The 14,539-nt window shown below is 72.4% G+C and carries 18 protein-coding genes; 8 read left to right on the top strand and 10 right to left on the bottom strand.

Annotation, left to right across the window (positions count from 1 at the left end):
• Positions 1 to 39 precede the first annotated feature (39 nt).
• Positions 40 to 348, top strand: a complete 309-nt coding sequence (locus ACIRSS_RS01655; protein ID WP_364385916.1) for a metalloregulator ArsR/SmtB family transcription factor — start codon at positions 40 to 42, stop codon at positions 346 to 348.
• 10 nt (positions 349 to 358) lie between these two features.
• Here ACIRSS_RS01655 and ACIRSS_RS01650 read toward each other — a convergent pair whose 3' ends face one another.
• A complete protein-coding gene (locus ACIRSS_RS01650; protein WP_400889439.1) occupies positions 359 to 700 on the bottom strand; it encodes a winged helix-turn-helix transcriptional regulator in 342 nt (113 codons plus the stop codon).
• A 67-nt stretch (positions 701 to 767) separates the two neighbouring features.
• Between ACIRSS_RS01650 and ACIRSS_RS01645 the strand changes: the two genes are divergently transcribed.
• Both ACIRSS_RS01645 and ACIRSS_RS01640 read left to right on the top strand, forming a co-directional pair.
• Positions 768 to 1,250, top strand: a complete 483-nt coding sequence (locus ACIRSS_RS01645) for a group II truncated hemoglobin (protein WP_400889437.1) — start codon at positions 768 to 770, stop codon at positions 1,248 to 1,250.
• Positions 1,251 to 1,285: 35 nt separating this feature from the next.
• Positions 1,286 to 2,722, top strand: coding sequence for an aromatic amino acid ammonia-lyase (locus ACIRSS_RS01640; protein WP_400889435.1), 1,437 nt, complete (start codon positions 1,286 to 1,288; stop codon positions 2,720 to 2,722).
• A 46-nt stretch (positions 2,723 to 2,768) separates the two neighbouring features.
• Here the strand turns inward: ACIRSS_RS01640 and ACIRSS_RS01635 are convergent, their stop codons facing one another.
• The gene (locus ACIRSS_RS01635; protein WP_400889433.1) at positions 2,769 to 3,794 is read right to left on the bottom strand and encodes a 6-phosphofructokinase; all 1,026 of its coding nucleotides are present in this window, start codon (positions 3,792 to 3,794) and stop codon (positions 2,769 to 2,771) included.
• A gap of 283 nt (positions 3,795 to 4,077) precedes the next feature.
• Here ACIRSS_RS01635 and ACIRSS_RS01630 point away from each other — a divergent pair, with 283 nt between their 5' ends.
• Positions 4,078 to 5,160 carry a 3-deoxy-7-phosphoheptulonate synthase gene (locus tag ACIRSS_RS01630; RefSeq protein WP_400889431.1) on the top strand — a complete coding sequence of 361 codons (1,083 nt, stop codon included), beginning with the start codon at positions 4,078 to 4,080 and terminating at the stop codon, positions 5,158 to 5,160.
• An 84-nt stretch (positions 5,161 to 5,244) separates the two neighbouring features.
• Here the strand turns inward: ACIRSS_RS01630 and ACIRSS_RS01625 are convergent, their stop codons facing one another.
• Entirely contained in the window at positions 5,245 to 5,733 is a 489-nt protein-coding gene (locus ACIRSS_RS01625; RefSeq protein ID WP_364276234.1) for a polyadenylate-specific 3'-exoribonuclease AS, read from the bottom strand.
• A gap of 17 nt (positions 5,734 to 5,750) precedes the next feature.
• Positions 5,751 to 6,512, bottom strand: coding sequence for a lysophospholipid acyltransferase family protein (locus tag ACIRSS_RS01620; protein WP_400889429.1), 762 nt, complete (start codon positions 6,510 to 6,512; stop codon positions 5,751 to 5,753).
• Between the two features lie 209 nt (positions 6,513 to 6,721).
• Between ACIRSS_RS01620 and ACIRSS_RS01615 the strand changes: the two genes are divergently transcribed.
• Genes ACIRSS_RS01615 through ACIRSS_RS01605 form a run of 3 tightly spaced genes read left to right on the top strand, consistent with a single transcriptional unit; the run spans position 6,722 to position 9,141 of the window.
• A complete protein-coding gene (locus ACIRSS_RS01615; RefSeq protein ID WP_400889427.1) occupies positions 6,722 to 7,489 on the top strand; it encodes an alpha/beta hydrolase in 768 nt (255 codons plus the stop codon).
• Positions 7,486 to 7,989: a hypothetical protein gene (locus ACIRSS_RS01610; RefSeq protein WP_400889425.1), complete on the top strand. Its 504-nt coding sequence runs from the start codon at positions 7,486 to 7,488 to the stop codon at positions 7,987 to 7,989. Before ACIRSS_RS01615 ends, ACIRSS_RS01610 begins: the two co-directional genes overlap by 4 nt.
• Positions 7,990 to 8,001: 12 nt before the next feature.
• On the top strand, positions 8,002 to 9,141 hold the full coding sequence (locus tag ACIRSS_RS01605) for a glutamate--cysteine ligase (protein WP_400889423.1): 1,140 nt from the start codon (positions 8,002 to 8,004) through the stop codon (positions 9,139 to 9,141).
• Here ACIRSS_RS01605 and ACIRSS_RS01600 read toward each other — a convergent pair.
• Positions 9,138 to 9,980 carry an NUDIX domain-containing protein gene (locus tag ACIRSS_RS01600; protein ID WP_400889421.1) on the bottom strand — a complete coding sequence of 281 codons (843 nt, stop codon included), beginning with the start codon at positions 9,978 to 9,980 and terminating at the stop codon, positions 9,138 to 9,140. The two genes, ACIRSS_RS01605 and ACIRSS_RS01600, sit on opposite strands and share 4 nt — an antisense overlap.
• A 26-nt stretch (positions 9,981 to 10,006) precedes the next feature.
• On the opposite strand from ACIRSS_RS01600, the gene ACIRSS_RS01595 reads away from it, so the two are divergent.
• A complete protein-coding gene (locus tag ACIRSS_RS01595) occupies positions 10,007 to 10,483 on the top strand; it encodes an SMI1/KNR4 family protein (RefSeq protein ID WP_400889419.1) in 477 nt (158 codons plus the stop codon).
• 303 nt (positions 10,484 to 10,786) lie between these two features.
• Here the strand turns inward: ACIRSS_RS01595 and ACIRSS_RS01590 are convergent, their stop codons facing one another.
• From ACIRSS_RS01590 to ACIRSS_RS01570, 5 genes are read right to left on the bottom strand one after another with little or no spacing between them, the layout of a single operon-like run.
• Entirely contained in the window at positions 10,787 to 11,725 is a 939-nt protein-coding gene (locus ACIRSS_RS01590) for an ROK family protein (RefSeq protein ID WP_400893338.1), read from the bottom strand.
• A 15-nt stretch (positions 11,726 to 11,740) separates the two neighbouring features.
• Positions 11,741 to 12,082, bottom strand: coding sequence for a hypothetical protein (locus ACIRSS_RS01585; protein WP_400893336.1), 342 nt, complete (start codon positions 12,080 to 12,082; stop codon positions 11,741 to 11,743).
• A gap of 59 nt (positions 12,083 to 12,141) precedes the next feature.
• Positions 12,142 to 13,269: an ArsA family ATPase gene (locus ACIRSS_RS01580; protein ID WP_400889417.1), complete on the bottom strand. Its 1,128-nt coding sequence runs from the start codon at positions 13,267 to 13,269 to the stop codon at positions 12,142 to 12,144.
• Between the two features lie 4 nt (positions 13,270 to 13,273).
• On the bottom strand, positions 13,274 to 13,708 hold the full coding sequence (locus tag ACIRSS_RS01575) for an SRPBCC family protein (protein ID WP_395924406.1): 435 nt from the start codon (positions 13,706 to 13,708) through the stop codon (positions 13,274 to 13,276).
• Positions 13,709 to 13,735: 27 nt separating this feature from the next.
• A complete protein-coding gene (locus ACIRSS_RS01570; protein WP_400889415.1) occupies positions 13,736 to 14,530 on the bottom strand; it encodes a metallophosphoesterase in 795 nt (264 codons plus the stop codon).
• Positions 14,531 to 14,539 lie beyond the last annotated feature (9 nt).

Below are 14,539 nucleotides of genomic sequence, written 5' to 3'. Positions count from 1 at the left end.
TTGACAGGAATATGCCCGGCGGAGCACATTTCGGGGGTGATGCAGACGTTCGAGGTGCTGGCCGAGCCCCGCCGCCGCACGATCCTGGACCTGCTCCGCGACGGCGAGCGGTCGGTCGGCGAGCTGGTCGACGAGCTTTCCCTCAGCCAGCCGGCGGTGTCCAAGCACCTGCGGGTGCTGCGCGAAGCCGGGCTCGTGACGGTGCGAGTGGCGGCCCAGCGAAGGTGCTACGCGCTGCGCCCGGAGCCCCTGGCCGAGGTCGACGCGTGGCTGGCGCCCTACCGCGCGTTCTGGTCGGACCGGCTCGACGCCCTGGAACGCCGGCTGGACGAGACCGATCCCCGCTGACCGGGACGGGCTAGGCCTCCGGAGCCGGGTCGAAGGCGATCCCGCGGTCCGCCGCCCGGCGCTCGCCCCACTCGTACAGCGCCGTCAGCGCCGGGCGGAGCTCCTCCCCCACCTCCGTCAGGTGGTACTCCACGCGCGGCACTCGGCCGTCGAACTCCACCCGGCGGACGATCCCGTCCGCCGCCAGCTCGCGCAGCTGCTGGGTCAGCATCTTCTCGCTCACCCCCGGCATCAGCCGGCGCAGTTCGCCGTACCGGTGCGCGCCCTCCTTCAGGTGCGCGAGGATCACCGGCTTCCACTTGCCGCCGATCAGGTCGACCGCCAGCTCCACCGCGCAGTGGTACCGCTTCATCCGCTCTCCCCTACGCACCGGAAAGTACGTGGTTGCCCGGCCGGGCCGCCCCTGGTTGCCTGACCGGGTGATCGTGCCAGAAACCCCGCCGACCCCCACTCTCTACGACTGGGCGGGCGGCCACGAGGCCCTCGTCAAGCTGCTGACGATCTTCTACGGCCACGTCCTGGAAGACCCGCTGCTCGAGCCCGTCTTCCGCGGCATGGACCCGGACCACCCCAAGCACGTCGCGGTGTGGCTCGGCGAGGTCTTCGGCGGACCGGCCGAGTACTCCGCGAGCCGCGGCGGCCACGCCCACATGGTCGGGCGCCACCTCGGGCGCGGCATCACCGAAGAGCAGCGCCGCCGGTGGGTGAACCTGCTGCTCGACGCCGCCGACGAGGCCGGCCTGCCCGCCGACCCCGAGTTCCGCGCCGCCTTCGCCGGCTACCTGGAGTGGGGCAGCCGCCTGGCGGTCATCTTCTCGGCGCCGGGTGCCGAACCGAACCCGCACGAACCCGTCCCGCACTGGGAGTGGCCGATGCCTCCCTGGCAGCCACCCGCGTCCTAGCCGCATAGTGAGGGCAGCCGGAAAGGAGGCTGCCCTTGATCCGGGTGGACGGCCGGACCCTCAGGTGCGCCGACGTCGTGACCGCGGCGCGCACCGACGGGCCGCTGGGTATCGACGTCTCGATCGCCGCGCTGCGCGCCGCCGAGCACGCGTGGAAGCTCGCCGAGGACCTGAGCACGCGGCGGGTGGTCTACGGCCGCACGACCGGTGTCGGGGCCAACAAGGACGACACCGTCGAAAGCTCGCGCGAGCACGGCCTGCGCCTGCTGCGCAGCCACGCGGGCGGCAGCGGCGACGAGATGCCGCCCGGCCAGGTGCGCGCGATGATGCTGATCCGCCTCAACCAGCTCCTCACCGGGCGCTCGGGGATCAGTCCCGAGCTGATCGGCGCGCTGGCCGACGCCGTCCGCACCGGCGCCCTGCCGCTGGTGCACCGGCTGGGCGCGATCGGCACCGGCGACCTCGCGCCGCTGGCCGAGACCGCGCTGGCGCTCACCGGGGAACGCGGCTGGGTCGACGGGCACGTCCCGCCGGTGCCGGTGCACGCGGGCGACGCGCTGGCGTTCATGAGCAGCAACGCCTCGACCCTCGCCGAAGCGACCCTCGCCGCGATGCGGCTGGACACGCTGACGCGCGCGAGCCACGCCATCGCGGCGCTGACGTACGTCGCGCTCGACGGCAACCCCGAGGCGTACGCGACACCGGTGCACGAAGCGCGGCCGCACGCCGGGCAGGTCGCGTGCGCCGCGGAGATGCGGCGGCTGCTGGGCATGCACCAGACGCCGAAACCGGGACGGCGGATCCAGGACCCGTTCGGGCTGCGGGCGTTCCCGCAGGTGCAGGGCCCGGCACTGGACGCGATCCACTACCTGCGGGACGTCCTCGCCGTGGAAATCAACGCCAGCACCGAAAACCCGATGATCTCGACCGTCCACGGCGACGCCTACCACCACGCGCACTTCCACACGGCGTACGTGTCGACGGCCCTGGACCAGGCGCGCGCGACCGTGCACCAGGTGGCGGAGCTGTCGGTGGCGCGGCTCGGCGACCTCGTCGAGCCGGAGTTCACCGGGCTGCGGCCGTTCCTCGCGGCCGGGCCGCCGGGCAGCTCCGGCGTGATGATCCTGGAGTACGTGGCGCACGACGCGCTCACGGAGCTGCGGCAGGCGGCGCTCCCGGCGACGCTCGGCACGGCGGTGGTTTCGCGCGGGATCGAGGACCACGCGAGCTTCTCGACGCAGGCGGCCCGCGCGGCGACGGCGGCTTGCGGGGCCTACCAGCAGGTGCTTGCGTGCGAGCTGGTGGCGGCGGTCCGCGCGCTGCGGATGCGCGACGCCGACCTGGTGGACTTGCCGGTGCGGGACGCGTTCGAAGCGGCGTCGGCGGTGTTGGACGAGAGCGTCGACGACCGGCCGCTGACCGACGACATCGCCGCCGCGGTCGGCGTCCTGGAGACCCTCGCCCGGATCTAGCGAAGGGCCGCCCCGGAACCCCGGAGCGGCCCTTCGCGGCAGAACCTCAGCCGAAGAAGACTTCGGCTTCCTGGTAGCGCTCGGCCGGGACCGTCTTCAGCTCGGCCGTCGCCTCGGACAGCTTCACGCGGACGATGTCCGTGCCCTTCAGCGCCACCATCACGCCGAAGTCGCCGTCGGCCACCGCGTCGACCGCGTTCAGGCCGAAGCGGGTCGCCAGGACGCGGTCGTACGCCGTCGGGGTGCCGCCGCGCTGGACGTGGCCCAGGACCACCGCGCGGGACTCCTTGCCGGTGCGGTGGGCGATCTCGTCGGCCAGCCAGGTGCCGATGCCGCCGAGGCGGACGTGCCCGAAGGCGTCCTTCTCGCCGGTCAGCAGCTTCTCCTCGCCGCCCTCGGGCAGCGCGCCCTCGGCGACGACGATGATCGGCGCGAACTCCTTCTCGAACCGGCGCTCGACCCACGAGACGACCTGGTCGACGTTGAAGTGCCGCTCCGGCACCAGGATCACGCTGGCGCCGCCGGCGAGGCCGGAGTGCAGCGCGATCCAGCCGGCGTGCCGGCCCATGACCTCGACGACCAGCGCGCGGTGGTGCGACTCGGCCGTGGTGTGCAGCCGGTCGATCGCCTCGGTCGCGATGGAGACCGCGGTGTCGAAGCCGAAGGTGTAGTCGGTGGCGCCGAGGTCGTTGTCGATCGTCTTGGGGACGCCCACGACGCCGATGCCGTCGTCGGTGAGCCGCTTCGCGACGCCGAGGGTGTCCTCGCCGCCGATCGCGATCAGCGCGTCGACGCCCTGGTCGGCCAGGACCTGCTTGATCTTGTCGACACCGCCGTCGACCTTGTACGGGTTGGTGCGCGACGAGCGCAGGATGGTCCCGCCGCGGGTCAGGATGTCCTCGACGTCGTTGAGGCCGAGCGGACGGCTGTCCCCGGTGAGCGGGCCGTTCCAGCCGTTGCGGAAGCCCACGAAGTCCCAGCCGTGCACCTCGATGCCCTTACGCACCACCGCGCGGATCACCGCGTTGAGCCCCGGGCAGTCGCCGCCGCCGGTCAGCACACCGACACGCATGAGAAGCCTCCGTCTGTTCTCTGGAGATGACAGTCACATTTCGTCGAGAGCCAGCGTAGCGGCAAACGTCTTGATCGGTGCAGCCCGGACCACCTGGAGAATCGGTCCGGCTCCGCTGTGTGCTACGTTGGCCACGTGCAGCGCTATTTCTGGTTTACGAAGCCGGCCCCGGGTGGGCACGGCGGCGTGAACCTGCGCTGACTCCCCACCCCGAGCCGGATCTCCGAACCGGCTCGGCGAATCCTCCGCGGGTCGGTGTCCACCAGGAAGGAACACCCCCGCGATGACGCTCTCCGCCGGACCCGCCGCCATCGGCGACCTCGACGCCGCGCGCACCACGTCGATCAGTCCGCTCATTTCGCCCGCGCTGCTGCGTGAGGACCATCCCGTCGGCGCCGCCGTCGCCAAAGTCGTGCGGCAGGGCCGCGCCGAGACGGTCGACATCCTCGACGGCCGGGACGACCGGCTCCTCGTGGTCGTCGGCCCGTGCTCGGTGCACGACCCGGAAGCCGCGCTCGACTACGCCCGCCGGCTGGCCGCCAAGGCCGACGAACTCCGCGACGACCTGCACATCGTGATGCGCGTGTACTTCGAGAAGCCGCGCACCACGCTGGGCTGGAAGGGCCTGATCAACGACCCGGACCTCGACGGCACGTTCGCCGTCAACAAGGGCCTGCGGCTGGCGCGCAAGCTGCTGCTCGACGTCTCCGAGCTGGGCCTGCCGGTCGGGTGCGAGTTCCTCGACCCGATCACGCCGCAGTTCATCGCCGACATCGTGACGTGGGGCTCGATCGGCGCGCGGACGGCGGCGAGCCAGGTGCACCGCCAGCTGTGCAGCGCGCTGTCGATGCCGGTGGGCATCAAGAACTCGACCGAGGGCGACGTCCAGGTGGCGGTCGACGCGACCCGCGCGGCGGCGGCGAGCCACGTGTTCCCGGGCATCAACACCGACGGCCTCGCGGCGCTGCTGACGACGGCGGGCAACCCGGACTGCCACGTGATCCTGCGCGGCCACAACGGCGGCCCGAACTACGACGCCGCGACGGTGGCGGACACGCTGGCCCGGCTGGCGAAGTCGGGCCTGCCGGAGCGGGTGATCATCGACGCTTCGCACGGAAACAGCGGCAAGGACCACGTGCGGCAGGCCGCCGTGGTGCGCGAGCTGGCCGAGCGGATCTCGTCGGGTGAGCGCGGGATCTCGGGGCTGATGATGGAGAGCTTCCTGGCGGCGGGTCGGCAGGACCTTTCGCTGGGGCACGCGGACGAGCTGACGTACGGGCAGTCGATCACGGACGCGTGCCTGGCGTGGGACGACACGGCCCCGCTGCTGGACGAGCTGGCCACGGCGGTCCGGGCGCGCCGCTGAGCGGTCCCCGGCCTGGGGGGTCCCCCGGTTTTCACGTTACCGGGGACCCCCGACAGTTCCGGGCCCTGCGGCAATGGACCACCGTCAGCGGCGGTGGAAGTACTCCTCGATGACTTCCCACCGCGCCAAGTTGTGCTTCGCGTCCGCCAGGGCGTCGTGCTGGTCGGTGGGGGCCGCCGGGAGCTTCGGCTTCCCCGCGTCCTCCCACCGCTGGCGCAGGTCCCTCGTGAACCTCGGCAGCTGGCGGGGCAGCGCCGGCATCGGGCCCCACAGCTGGGCCAGCGCCACGTGGTCGTAAGCGGCGAACCACGCCCACAGCTCGATGCCGCCCGGGGGCTTGCCGAAGAACTCCAGCAGGTCGGTGCGGATCTTCTCGCGGCTGCGCCACGCCCGGTCCGCCGGGGACGGCAGCTTGTCCAGGACGTTGTCGCGGACCCACTGGCCGGCCTTCGCCGGGTCGAACTCCGTCGACACCGCGTAGAACTCGCGGCCCCGCTCGTCGACGACACCGATGGAGACCAGGTCGATCGTCACGCCGTCTTCGATGAACTCGGTGTCGTAGAAAAAACGCACTGGTGAACAGTAGTGGGTCAGCCGACCTTGGACTCGGGCACCCGGGCCGCGTCCCGCGAGGACGGCTGGGCGGGCACCGAAGGCTTCACCCCGGCCGCCTCGGCGGCCAGCAGTTCCTTGGCCTTCGCCGCGTAGATGTCGACGTACTCCTGGCCGGACAGCTCCATCAGCGCGTACATGATCTCGTCGGTGATCGACCGCTCGATGAAGCGGTCGCCCGCGAGGCCCTCGTACCGCGAGAAGTCCAGGGGCTTGCCGAAGCGGACCTCGAGACGGCGCGGCCACCACATCTTGGAGCCGATGGGGTTGACCTTGTCCGTGCCGATCATCGCCACCGGGACGACGACGCCGCCGGACTCCAGGGCGATCCGGGCGACGCCGGTCTTGCCCTTGTACAGGCGGCCGTCCGGGGAGCGGGTGCCCTCGGGGTAGATGCCGAGCAGGTGCCCGTCCTTGACCAGCCGGGTCGCGGTGTCGAGCGCGGCCTGCGCCGCGTTGCCGCCGGAGCGGTCGATCGGGAACTGGCCGACGCCGGTGAAGAACCACTTCTTGAGCAGGCCCTTGAAGCCGGGCTCGGTGAAGTACTCGGACTTGGCCGGGAAGGTCACCTTGCGCTTGACGCGCAGCGGCATGAAGAACGAGTCCGCGACCGCCAGGTGGTTGCCCGCCAGGATCGCACCCCCGGTCTCGGGGATGTTCTCCGCGCCGACGACCTTGGTCGGCCACAGCGTCTTGAGCAGCGGTCCGATGAATACCCACTTCATGAGCCAGTACAGCACCGGTACCTCAGTCCTCCATCACAGCCCGACCCCTGTCACCCGCGCCGAACAGCCTACGAAGCCCGGTGGCCGCCGCACAACGGAGACCACCCGGTTACCACCGGGCAGCGATCGATCTCACAGGGAATTCCGGGCCCGGGCGGAGCCCCACAACGCCCGCGAGCCGTGAGAGCATGGACGAATCCACCGCTCACACGGAAGGCGATCGCATGGGCGTGCTCGCCGGCGCGGAACCGTTCGGCCACACCGGTTCGGCCGAGACCGGGTTCCTGCTCTGCCACGGGTTCACCGGTACTCCGGCGAGCATGCGGGCCTGGGGTGACCACCTGGCCGGGGCCGGGTTCACGGTGCGCTGCCCGCTGCTGCCGGGGCACGGCACCCGCTGGCCGGACCTCAACCGCACGACGTGGGAAGACTGGTACGGCGCCGTCCGCGAGGCGCTGCTCGCGCTGCTGTCGACGTGCAAGACGGTGTTCGTCGGCGGCCTGTCGATGGGCGGCACGCTGACCCTGCGCCTGGCCGAGGAGTTCGGCGACCGGATCGCCGGGATCGTCCTGGTCAACCCGTCGGTGACGCGGCTGAAGTGGGACACGAAGCTGCTGCCGGTGCTGGGCCGGATCGTGCCGTCGGTGCCGGCGATCGCGAACGACATCAAGAAGCCGGGCGAGACGGAGCTGGCCTACCCGCGCACGCCGGTGCGGGCCGCGGCGAGCCTGGCGAAGCTGTGGGCGGTCGTGCGCGCCGACCTGGGCAAGGTCACGCAGCCGGTGCTGCTGCTGCACTCGTCGGTGGACCACGTCGTCGAGCCGGTGAACTCGCAGCTGGTGCTGCAGGGGGTGTCGAGCACCGACGTCACCGAGGTGGTGCTGGAGAACAGCTACCACGTCGCGACGCAGGACAACGACGCCGAGGTCATCTTCACGCGTAGCGTCGAGTTCGCGAAGGCGCACGCCGCACAACCCGAGGAGACCGCATGAGCCGGGGGAAGGACGGGCCGGAGGACGTCGACGCGACGTTCGCCGAGATCGTCGCCGACCTGCGGGCCGATGGGTTCGGGCTTCCCGAAGAGGACGACACCGCCGACACCGCGGTGAGCACGGAGCCCGAGCAGCGCAAGACGCCGGAGCGGCCGGTGGAGCCGCCCGCCGCGGACACCCCGCCGGAGCCCGGCTGGCGGTCCGGGGGCACGACGTGGGACACCACGATGTTCTCCGACGACCCGGCCGGCGACGACGAGCACTACGTCCCGCCGGAGCCGCCGCCCCTGCCGCGGCCGAAGATGGGCGCGTTCCTCATCCTGCTGCTCTTCCTGGCCGGGTTGTTCCTGCTGATCCTGCCCGGCGCGATCGGGGTGGGCCCGACGGTGGCGACGCCGCTGGGCATCCTCGCGCTCGCGACGTCGATCGCGTTGCTGCTGCTGCGCGTCCGGCAGGGCCCGCCGCCCGGTGCCGACCCCAGCAACGGCGCCCAGGTCTGACCCGCCGAAACGATGCACATCGAGTTCAGCCCTTCGCGGCGATCGACGGTCGGCGCGGAATGGGAGCTCGGCCTGGTGGACCGGCGCAGCGGTGAGCTGTCCTCGGTCGCCGAGCAGATCCTCGAGGCCGTCCGGCCCGACGGGCGGGCCGAGCACCCGAAGATCAAGCAGGAGCTGCTGCTCAACACCATCGAGGTCATCACCGGCGTCTGCGACACGATCGCCGAGGCCAAGGCCGACCTCGCCGGGTCGCTGGACGTGCTGCACGGCGTCGCCGACCCGCTCGGCGTCGAGATGTTCTCGGCCGGGACGCACCCGTTCTCGAACTGGTACCAGCAGAAGGTCACCGACAAGGAGCGGTACGCGAAGCTGATCGACCGGACCCAGTGGTGGGGCCGGCAGATGCTGATCTACGGCGTCCACATCCACGTCGGGGTCGACCACCGCGACAAGGTGCTGCCGATCCTGGACGCGCTGCTGAACTACGCGCCGCACCTGCAGGCGCTCTCGGCGTCGTCGCCGTACTGGGGCGCCGAGGACACCGGGTACGCGTCGAACCGGGCGCTGATGTTCCAGCAGCTGCCGACGGCCGGGCTGCCGTTCCAGTTCCGGAAGTGGGCGGAGCTGGAGAGCTACGTCGAGGACATGTTCACCACCGGCGTGATCGACCACTTCTCGGAGATTCGCTGGGACATCCGGCCGGCGCCGCACCTGGGCACGATCGAGATGCGCGTCTGCGACGGGCTGCCGACGCTGGAGGAGGTCGGCGCGATCGCGGCGCTGACGCAGTGCCTGGTCGACGACTTCAGCGAGCGCCTTGACGACGGCGAAATCCTGCCCGCGCTGCCGCCGTGGCACGTCCAGGAGAACAAGTGGCGCGCGGCCCGCTACGGCACCGACGCGATCATCATCCTCGACGCGGCCGGGCGCGAGCGGCTGGTCACCGACGACGTCGCCGACCTGCTGGACCGGCTGGAGCCGGTGGCGCGGCGGCTCGACTGCGTGGCCGAGCTGCGGGACGTCGAGACGATCTTGAAGTACGGGCCGAGCTACCGGCGGCAGCGGGCGGTCGCCGAGGCGCACAAGGGCAGCCTCAAGGCCGTGATGGCGTCACTGGTCGCCGAGATGCGCGACGGCATCCCGAAGGACTAGAGCTTGTCGAGCTGACTGCGGAGCGTGCCGGGGCCGAGGATCGACGCGCCGAGGGCTTCGACGCGTCCCTTCAGCTCCCGGTCGGCCGTCGCGACGAGGGTCTTGCCCTTCTGCTGCGCGACGACCTCCACGATCTTCGAGTCGCCGTCGGTGTCCGCGGCGACGACTTCGACACCCGGTGTGCTGGTGACGTGCTTGGCCTTGCCCTCGACGACCAGGATGATCCGCGGCCACCAGGACACGGTGGCGTCGGCGGGGTCGGGCACGCCGGCTTCGGCGAGTTTCGCGAGCTGGTCGCGCAGGCGCTCGGCGGCGCCGTGGCGGTCGCGCCACCAGCCGTCCGGCCGCGAGCCGACGACGTTGGCGCCGTCGACGACGAGGACGAGCTCCTGCCCGACGCGATCGCGCAGGGCCGGCCAGGCGGCGGCGAAGTCGCGGTGCAGCCGGTAGCCGGCCACGTCGTCGGGGTCCACCCAGCGCACCTCCGCACTTTCGGTGTTGGCGACCCGCGCCTCGGCGCCGTCGGCGAGCGCGAGCACGGTGGTGTAGCTCCAGTCCCCATGGTCCACCACGGAGGCCGACACCGCTCGGAAGGCGTCGGCGGGAACGGAGGCTTCTTCGAAGGCTTCGCGGGCGGCGGCGGTCACGGCGGTCTCGCCGGCTTCGATGGCGCCGCCGGGCAGCGCCCAGGTGCGGCCGTGGTGCACCCACCAGGCCCGGCGCTGCAGGAGGACGCCCCGCGCGGGGTCGGCGAGCAGCAGGCCGGCGGCCCCGTAGCGGCCCCAGTGCAGGTGCCCGCAGGAACACTTGACGAAGACGCTCGCGGACGGGGCACTCACCGGTCCAGCCTGTCACACTCTCCGGCGTGACCCGGTTCGATCAGCTCAAGCCCACCTTCTGGGACGGGGGCCCCGGCGAGCCGCTGAGCGCCCGCGAATTCGCCCACGCCGGCCGCGAGCTGGGCGTCCGGCTGCCCATCGAGCTGGGCGAACTGCTGGGTCTGCGCAACGGCGGCACGGTCGCTGCTGCTTTCGACGCCTTCCCGACGACCGCGCCGACGTCGTGGAGCGAGACGCACGTCCCCTTCGACCGGCTGCTCGGCGTCGGGGGCCGGTTGTCGATCTTGGATTCGCCGTACCTCAGCACCGAATGGGACCTGCCTCGCCAGGTCGTGGCGCTGTCCGGCGACGGGCACACGTGGGTCGCGCTGGACTACCGCCGATCTTCGGAGCCGTCGGTGACGTGGTTCGACGTGGAGCTGGAGGCCGAGCTGGCCCTGGCGCCGACGTTCCGGGCGTTCCTCGAAGGCCTGGTGCCGTCGGCGAGCTTCCCGGAGGAGTGACGCCGCCGGCCGCCGATGATCGCGGCGCCCGAGATGCCCGCCACCAGGACGCCGATCAGCACGTAGCCGAGCCACTCACCGTGGATGAAGGGCGCGATCAGGAACTGCACCGTCAGCATCGAGCCCAGCCCGACCATCAGGATCGCGGCAGCCTGGTGCCAGCCATTGCGCGGCTTCCACGCCAGCAAGCCACTGAGCACCAGCAGAACCACGCCGGCCACTCCGATCCCCAGGTCCAGCAGCATGTCCGCTCCTCCCCCTCAATGACCGTGGGGTACCCGGAGGGCGAAGGTCTCTACCGCGTCAGACCGGGGTCTTGGCCGCTTCCAGCGCCAGGGCCGCCGCGCCCACGATCGCCGTGTCGTCGCCCAGGTGGGCCGTGCGGATCCGGGCCAACGGCCGGTGCCTCGCCCCCGTGATCGCGCCTGCGTAGTGCTCGCGGGCCTCGTCCAGGAACAGCGGGGCCGACTCCGACACTCCCCCGCCGATCACGATGATCTCCGGGTCGAACACGTCCGCCACCAGGGCCAGGCCCTCGCCCAGCCACTTGGCCAGCTCCGCCATCGCCAGCTGGGCGATCGGGTCGCCGTCGCGGGCCGCGCCGGCCACTCGCCGGCCCGTCACCGAGCCCGGGTCGCCCGCCACCTGCGGGGCCAGCACCGTCGAGCGGCCCGGGTGGCGGGCCAGGAGCTCCACCGCCGTCGCCGCCAGGGCCGTTCCGCTGCAGTAGCGCTCCCAGCAGCCGTACTTGCCGCACGGGCACGGCCGGCCGCCGCGGACCACCGTCAGGTGGCCCAGCTCGGGCGCCACGCCGTACGCGCCGCGGAACAGCTTGCCGTCCAGGAGCAGGCCCGCGCCGATGCCCGTGCCCAGGGCCACCAGCGCCGCCACGTGGGCGCCGCGGGCCGCGCCGAAGCGGTGCTCGCCCACCATCGCCGCGTTGACGTCGTGCTCCAGCAGCACCGGCAGGCCGACGCGCTTCTCGATCCGGTCCGCGACCGGCGCGCCGCGCCAGGCCAGGTGCGGCGCGAACATCACCGAGCGGCGGTCGCGCGCCACGAACCCGGCCACGGCCAGGCCGACGCCAGCCACCTCGTGCCGGTTGCGCAGGTCTTCGACCACGCCCGCGATGGCGTCCTCGAGCGCGCCTTCCTCACTCGGCGTCGCGACGCGCGCCGTGTCCAGCAGGGAGCCGCGCTCGTCCACCACCCCGGCCCGGACGCTCGTCCCGCCGACGTCCACCCCTATCGTCCGCACTCAGCTCTCCCACTCGTCGCGCCTGCGGACGGTGATGTGCTGCACCCGCACCGAGGCCGCGGCGTCCGCCGGGGGCCGCGGCGCCGGCCGGAACCCGGGCATGTGCACGCCCTCGTCCGGCTCCCAGCGGTCCGCGAGCACCGCCCGGAGCAACGCCACCAGCTGGGCCAGCTGTTCCAGCAAGCGAGCCGCGAACTCCGGACGCTCACCCCGCACCACGGCGACGATCGCACACAGCGGGCACCAGCCGCACGCCGAGCCGTCCGGTTTCGCCTGGTCAGGGTCCCCGTGCCCGGCGGCGACGACGCCCTCCAGCCACGGCGCCGCCTTCTCCACGACCATCTCGACGAGCAGGCGGATCTCCTCGGCCAGCTTCGGCCCGTCGGCCGCCGTCTCTTCGCTCACCCGCGTCCCCGGTTCCCGGCCAGGTGCACGACCAGGCCGTCGGCGTCGGATTCCGCGCCGGTGATCCGGCACGGCCGCAGCGACTCCGGCAGGGCGATGAGCCTGCGGAAGCCGTCCACGGTGATCGCCAGGTCGTCGTCGACGCGGGCGAGGTCGACCTCGGCGTCCCGCCGGAGCGGGATCGCGATGCGCAGCGAGTACCCGTCCGGCGCCGGCCGCACGCGCAGCAGCGGAGTGACGGGGGTGCCGTCGCCGGCCAGGGGGTCGCCGCCGCGGTAGAGCTCGGCGGCGATCTCCAGCAGCGCGGGCAGCCCGACCGGTTCGACGGCCCGGTGCTCGACGCGCGACACCGTCTCGAACCCGGCTTCGGAAAGCTCGGCCAGCACGGCGTCCTGCTGCGTCCGGCGCGTGCGCAGCCACGACGCGGCGCCACCGCGCCAGAACCCGGGCGCGGGCATGAGCCGGTTGGCGATCAGCCCGTCGACGGCGATGCCGCGCAGGGCCAGGGAGCTGAGCGTCCGGCGTGCCTCGGCGACGACCACCCGCTCCGGCGTCAGCACCAGCCGGACCGTCGTCACCGACGGCTCGGTCAGCAGCGCGCGCAAGCCGTCGAGGTGGGCGCCGAGCCGGCGCACGGAGTCCGTGACGCGGCGGCCGAACACGCGGGTCAGGTAACCCGAGACGGCTTCGGGCAGGGAGAGCAGCCGCAGCGTCTCCGCCGTCGGCCCGCAGTCGACGACGATGGTCTCCCACGGCCCTTCTTCGGCGAGCCGGCGGACCTCGGTGAGGGCGAGCAGCTCGTCGACGCCGGGCAGCACGGTGAGCTCTTCGGCGTCCAGGGTGTCCAGGCCCGCGCCGGACAACGCCGACTGCAGCTCGGCGCGCAGCCGGTGCCAGGTCGTGTCCACCAGCGTCCGCGAGTCGATCTGCACGGCCGAGAGGAGGGCGTCCACTTCGGACGGTTCGGCACCGAGGGTGTGGCCGAACGCGTCGCCGAGCGAGTGCGCCGGGTCGGTGGACACGACGAGGGTCTTCCTGCCGCGGGCGGCGAGCGCGGCGCCGGTGGCCGCGGCCAGCGTGGTCTTCCCGACACCCCCCTTGCCGGTGAACAGCAGGATCCGCACGCGGCTACCCCTCGGCCCGCTTCTTCAGCTCCTTGAGCGCGGTGTCCATGACCATCTTCTCGGCCTTGCGGCGCAGCAGCCCGATCATCGGCAGCGCCAGCTCGACCGACAGCGTGTACGTCACGCGCGTGCGGCCGCCGAGGTCCTCCAGCGCGTACCGGCCGTTCTGCGCCTTCTGCATCTGGCCCTTGACCAGGTGCCAGCTGACGCCGAGGCCGTCACCGTCCCAGTCGTACTCGAGGGTGTAGACGTCCTTGATCGGGCCCGCGTCGAGCGTGAGCTTGACCTGCTTGGCGCGCCCCTCACCGTCGGTGTCGAGGACCTCGGTCTGCCGGACGGCCTTGGCCCATTCCGGGTACGCGGGGAAGTCGGCGATCACGGCCATCACCCGGCTGGGCTCGGCGTCGACCTCGATGGACTGTGTGGACTGCTCGGCCATGGGACGAAGCGTAGCCGCCGCGGCCCGTCACCAACGCAGCACGTAGGGCTGCCCGGTCTCCTTGAAGTGACCCACGTTGCGGCACTCGGTCAGGCCGACCCGGGCGCGCGGCGCCAGGGGCTGGTGGACGTGGCCGAACACCGACCAGCGCGGCCGCTGGGTGCGGATCAGCTCCAGCAGCGCCGTCGAGCCGATCTCGCTGCGGCGCGCGACGACGTCGTAGGTCAGCTCGGGCAGGGCCGGCGGGCCGTGGGTGCAGAGCACGTCGACGTCGGTGAGCGCCGCCACACTCGCGTCGTAGTCCTCGCGATCCCGCAGGTAGGGACGCCAGGCGGCGCCCTTGCGGCGGCGCGGGACGACGCCGTCGGGCAGCAGCGCGCCGCCGACGAACCCGAACCGCAGGCCGCCGAGCTCGGCCACCTCGCCGTCGAGGACGCGGATGCCCTCACCGGCGAACTCGGGCCACAGCGCCGGGGTGTCGACGTTGCCGGGGGTGGCGTAGGTGGGCGCGGTCATCGCCGCGAAGAGAGCCGCGTACTGGGTGCGGATGGCCTCGTCGACGGCGCTCGCCGGGTCGTCGAGGCTCGCCCAGAGCGTCCGGGAGAAGGCAACGGTTTCGTCACGGGTGCCCTCGCGGCGCAGGCGGGCGAACTCGCCGACCTTCTCCGCGCCGAACAGGGCACCCATGATGCCCTTCTCGTGGTCGCGGTAGTCGACGAAGTCGATCAGGTCGCCGAGCACGACCAGGGCGTCGGCCCCGTCCCCGGCCCGCTTCAACGCGTCCGCGTTGCCGTGCACGTCCGAGACGACGTGTACCCGCACCCCTGGCCC

The organism is Amycolatopsis sp. NPDC101161 (genome assembly GCF_044768185.1).
Classification (GTDB): Bacteria; Actinomycetota; Actinomycetes; order Mycobacteriales; family Pseudonocardiaceae; genus Amycolatopsis.
This window is presented reverse-complemented; position numbering and strand designations above follow the sequence as displayed.

Excerpts from the sequence above, each read along its gene's own strand:
- ACIRSS_RS01655 (WP_364385916.1), top strand. The coding sequence starts at position 40 with ATGCAGACGTTCGAGGTGCTGGCCGAGCCCCGCCGCCGCACGATCCTG.
- ACIRSS_RS01650 (WP_400889439.1), bottom strand. The coding sequence starts at position 700 with ATGAAGCGGTACCACTGCGCGGTGGAGCTGGCGGTCGACCTGATCGGC.
- ACIRSS_RS01635 (WP_400889433.1), bottom strand. The coding sequence starts at position 3,794 with ATGCGTGTCGGTGTGCTGACCGGCGGCGGCGACTGCCCGGGGCTCAAC.
- ACIRSS_RS01630 (WP_400889431.1), top strand. The coding sequence starts at position 4,078 with ATGACGCTCTCCGCCGGACCCGCCGCCATCGGCGACCTCGACGCCGCG.
- ACIRSS_RS01615 (WP_400889427.1), top strand. The coding sequence starts at position 6,722 with ATGGGCGTGCTCGCCGGCGCGGAACCGTTCGGCCACACCGGTTCGGCC.
- ACIRSS_RS01610 (WP_400889425.1), top strand. The coding sequence starts at position 7,486 with ATGAGCCGGGGGAAGGACGGGCCGGAGGACGTCGACGCGACGTTCGCC.
- ACIRSS_RS01605 (WP_400889423.1), top strand. The coding sequence starts at position 8,002 with ATGCACATCGAGTTCAGCCCTTCGCGGCGATCGACGGTCGGCGCGGAA.
- ACIRSS_RS01585 (WP_400893336.1), bottom strand. The coding sequence starts at position 12,082 with ATGGTCGTGGAGAAGGCGGCGCCGTGGCTGGAGGGCGTCGTCGCCGCC.
- ACIRSS_RS01575 (WP_395924406.1), bottom strand. The coding sequence starts at position 13,708 with ATGGCCGAGCAGTCCACACAGTCCATCGAGGTCGACGCCGAGCCCAGC.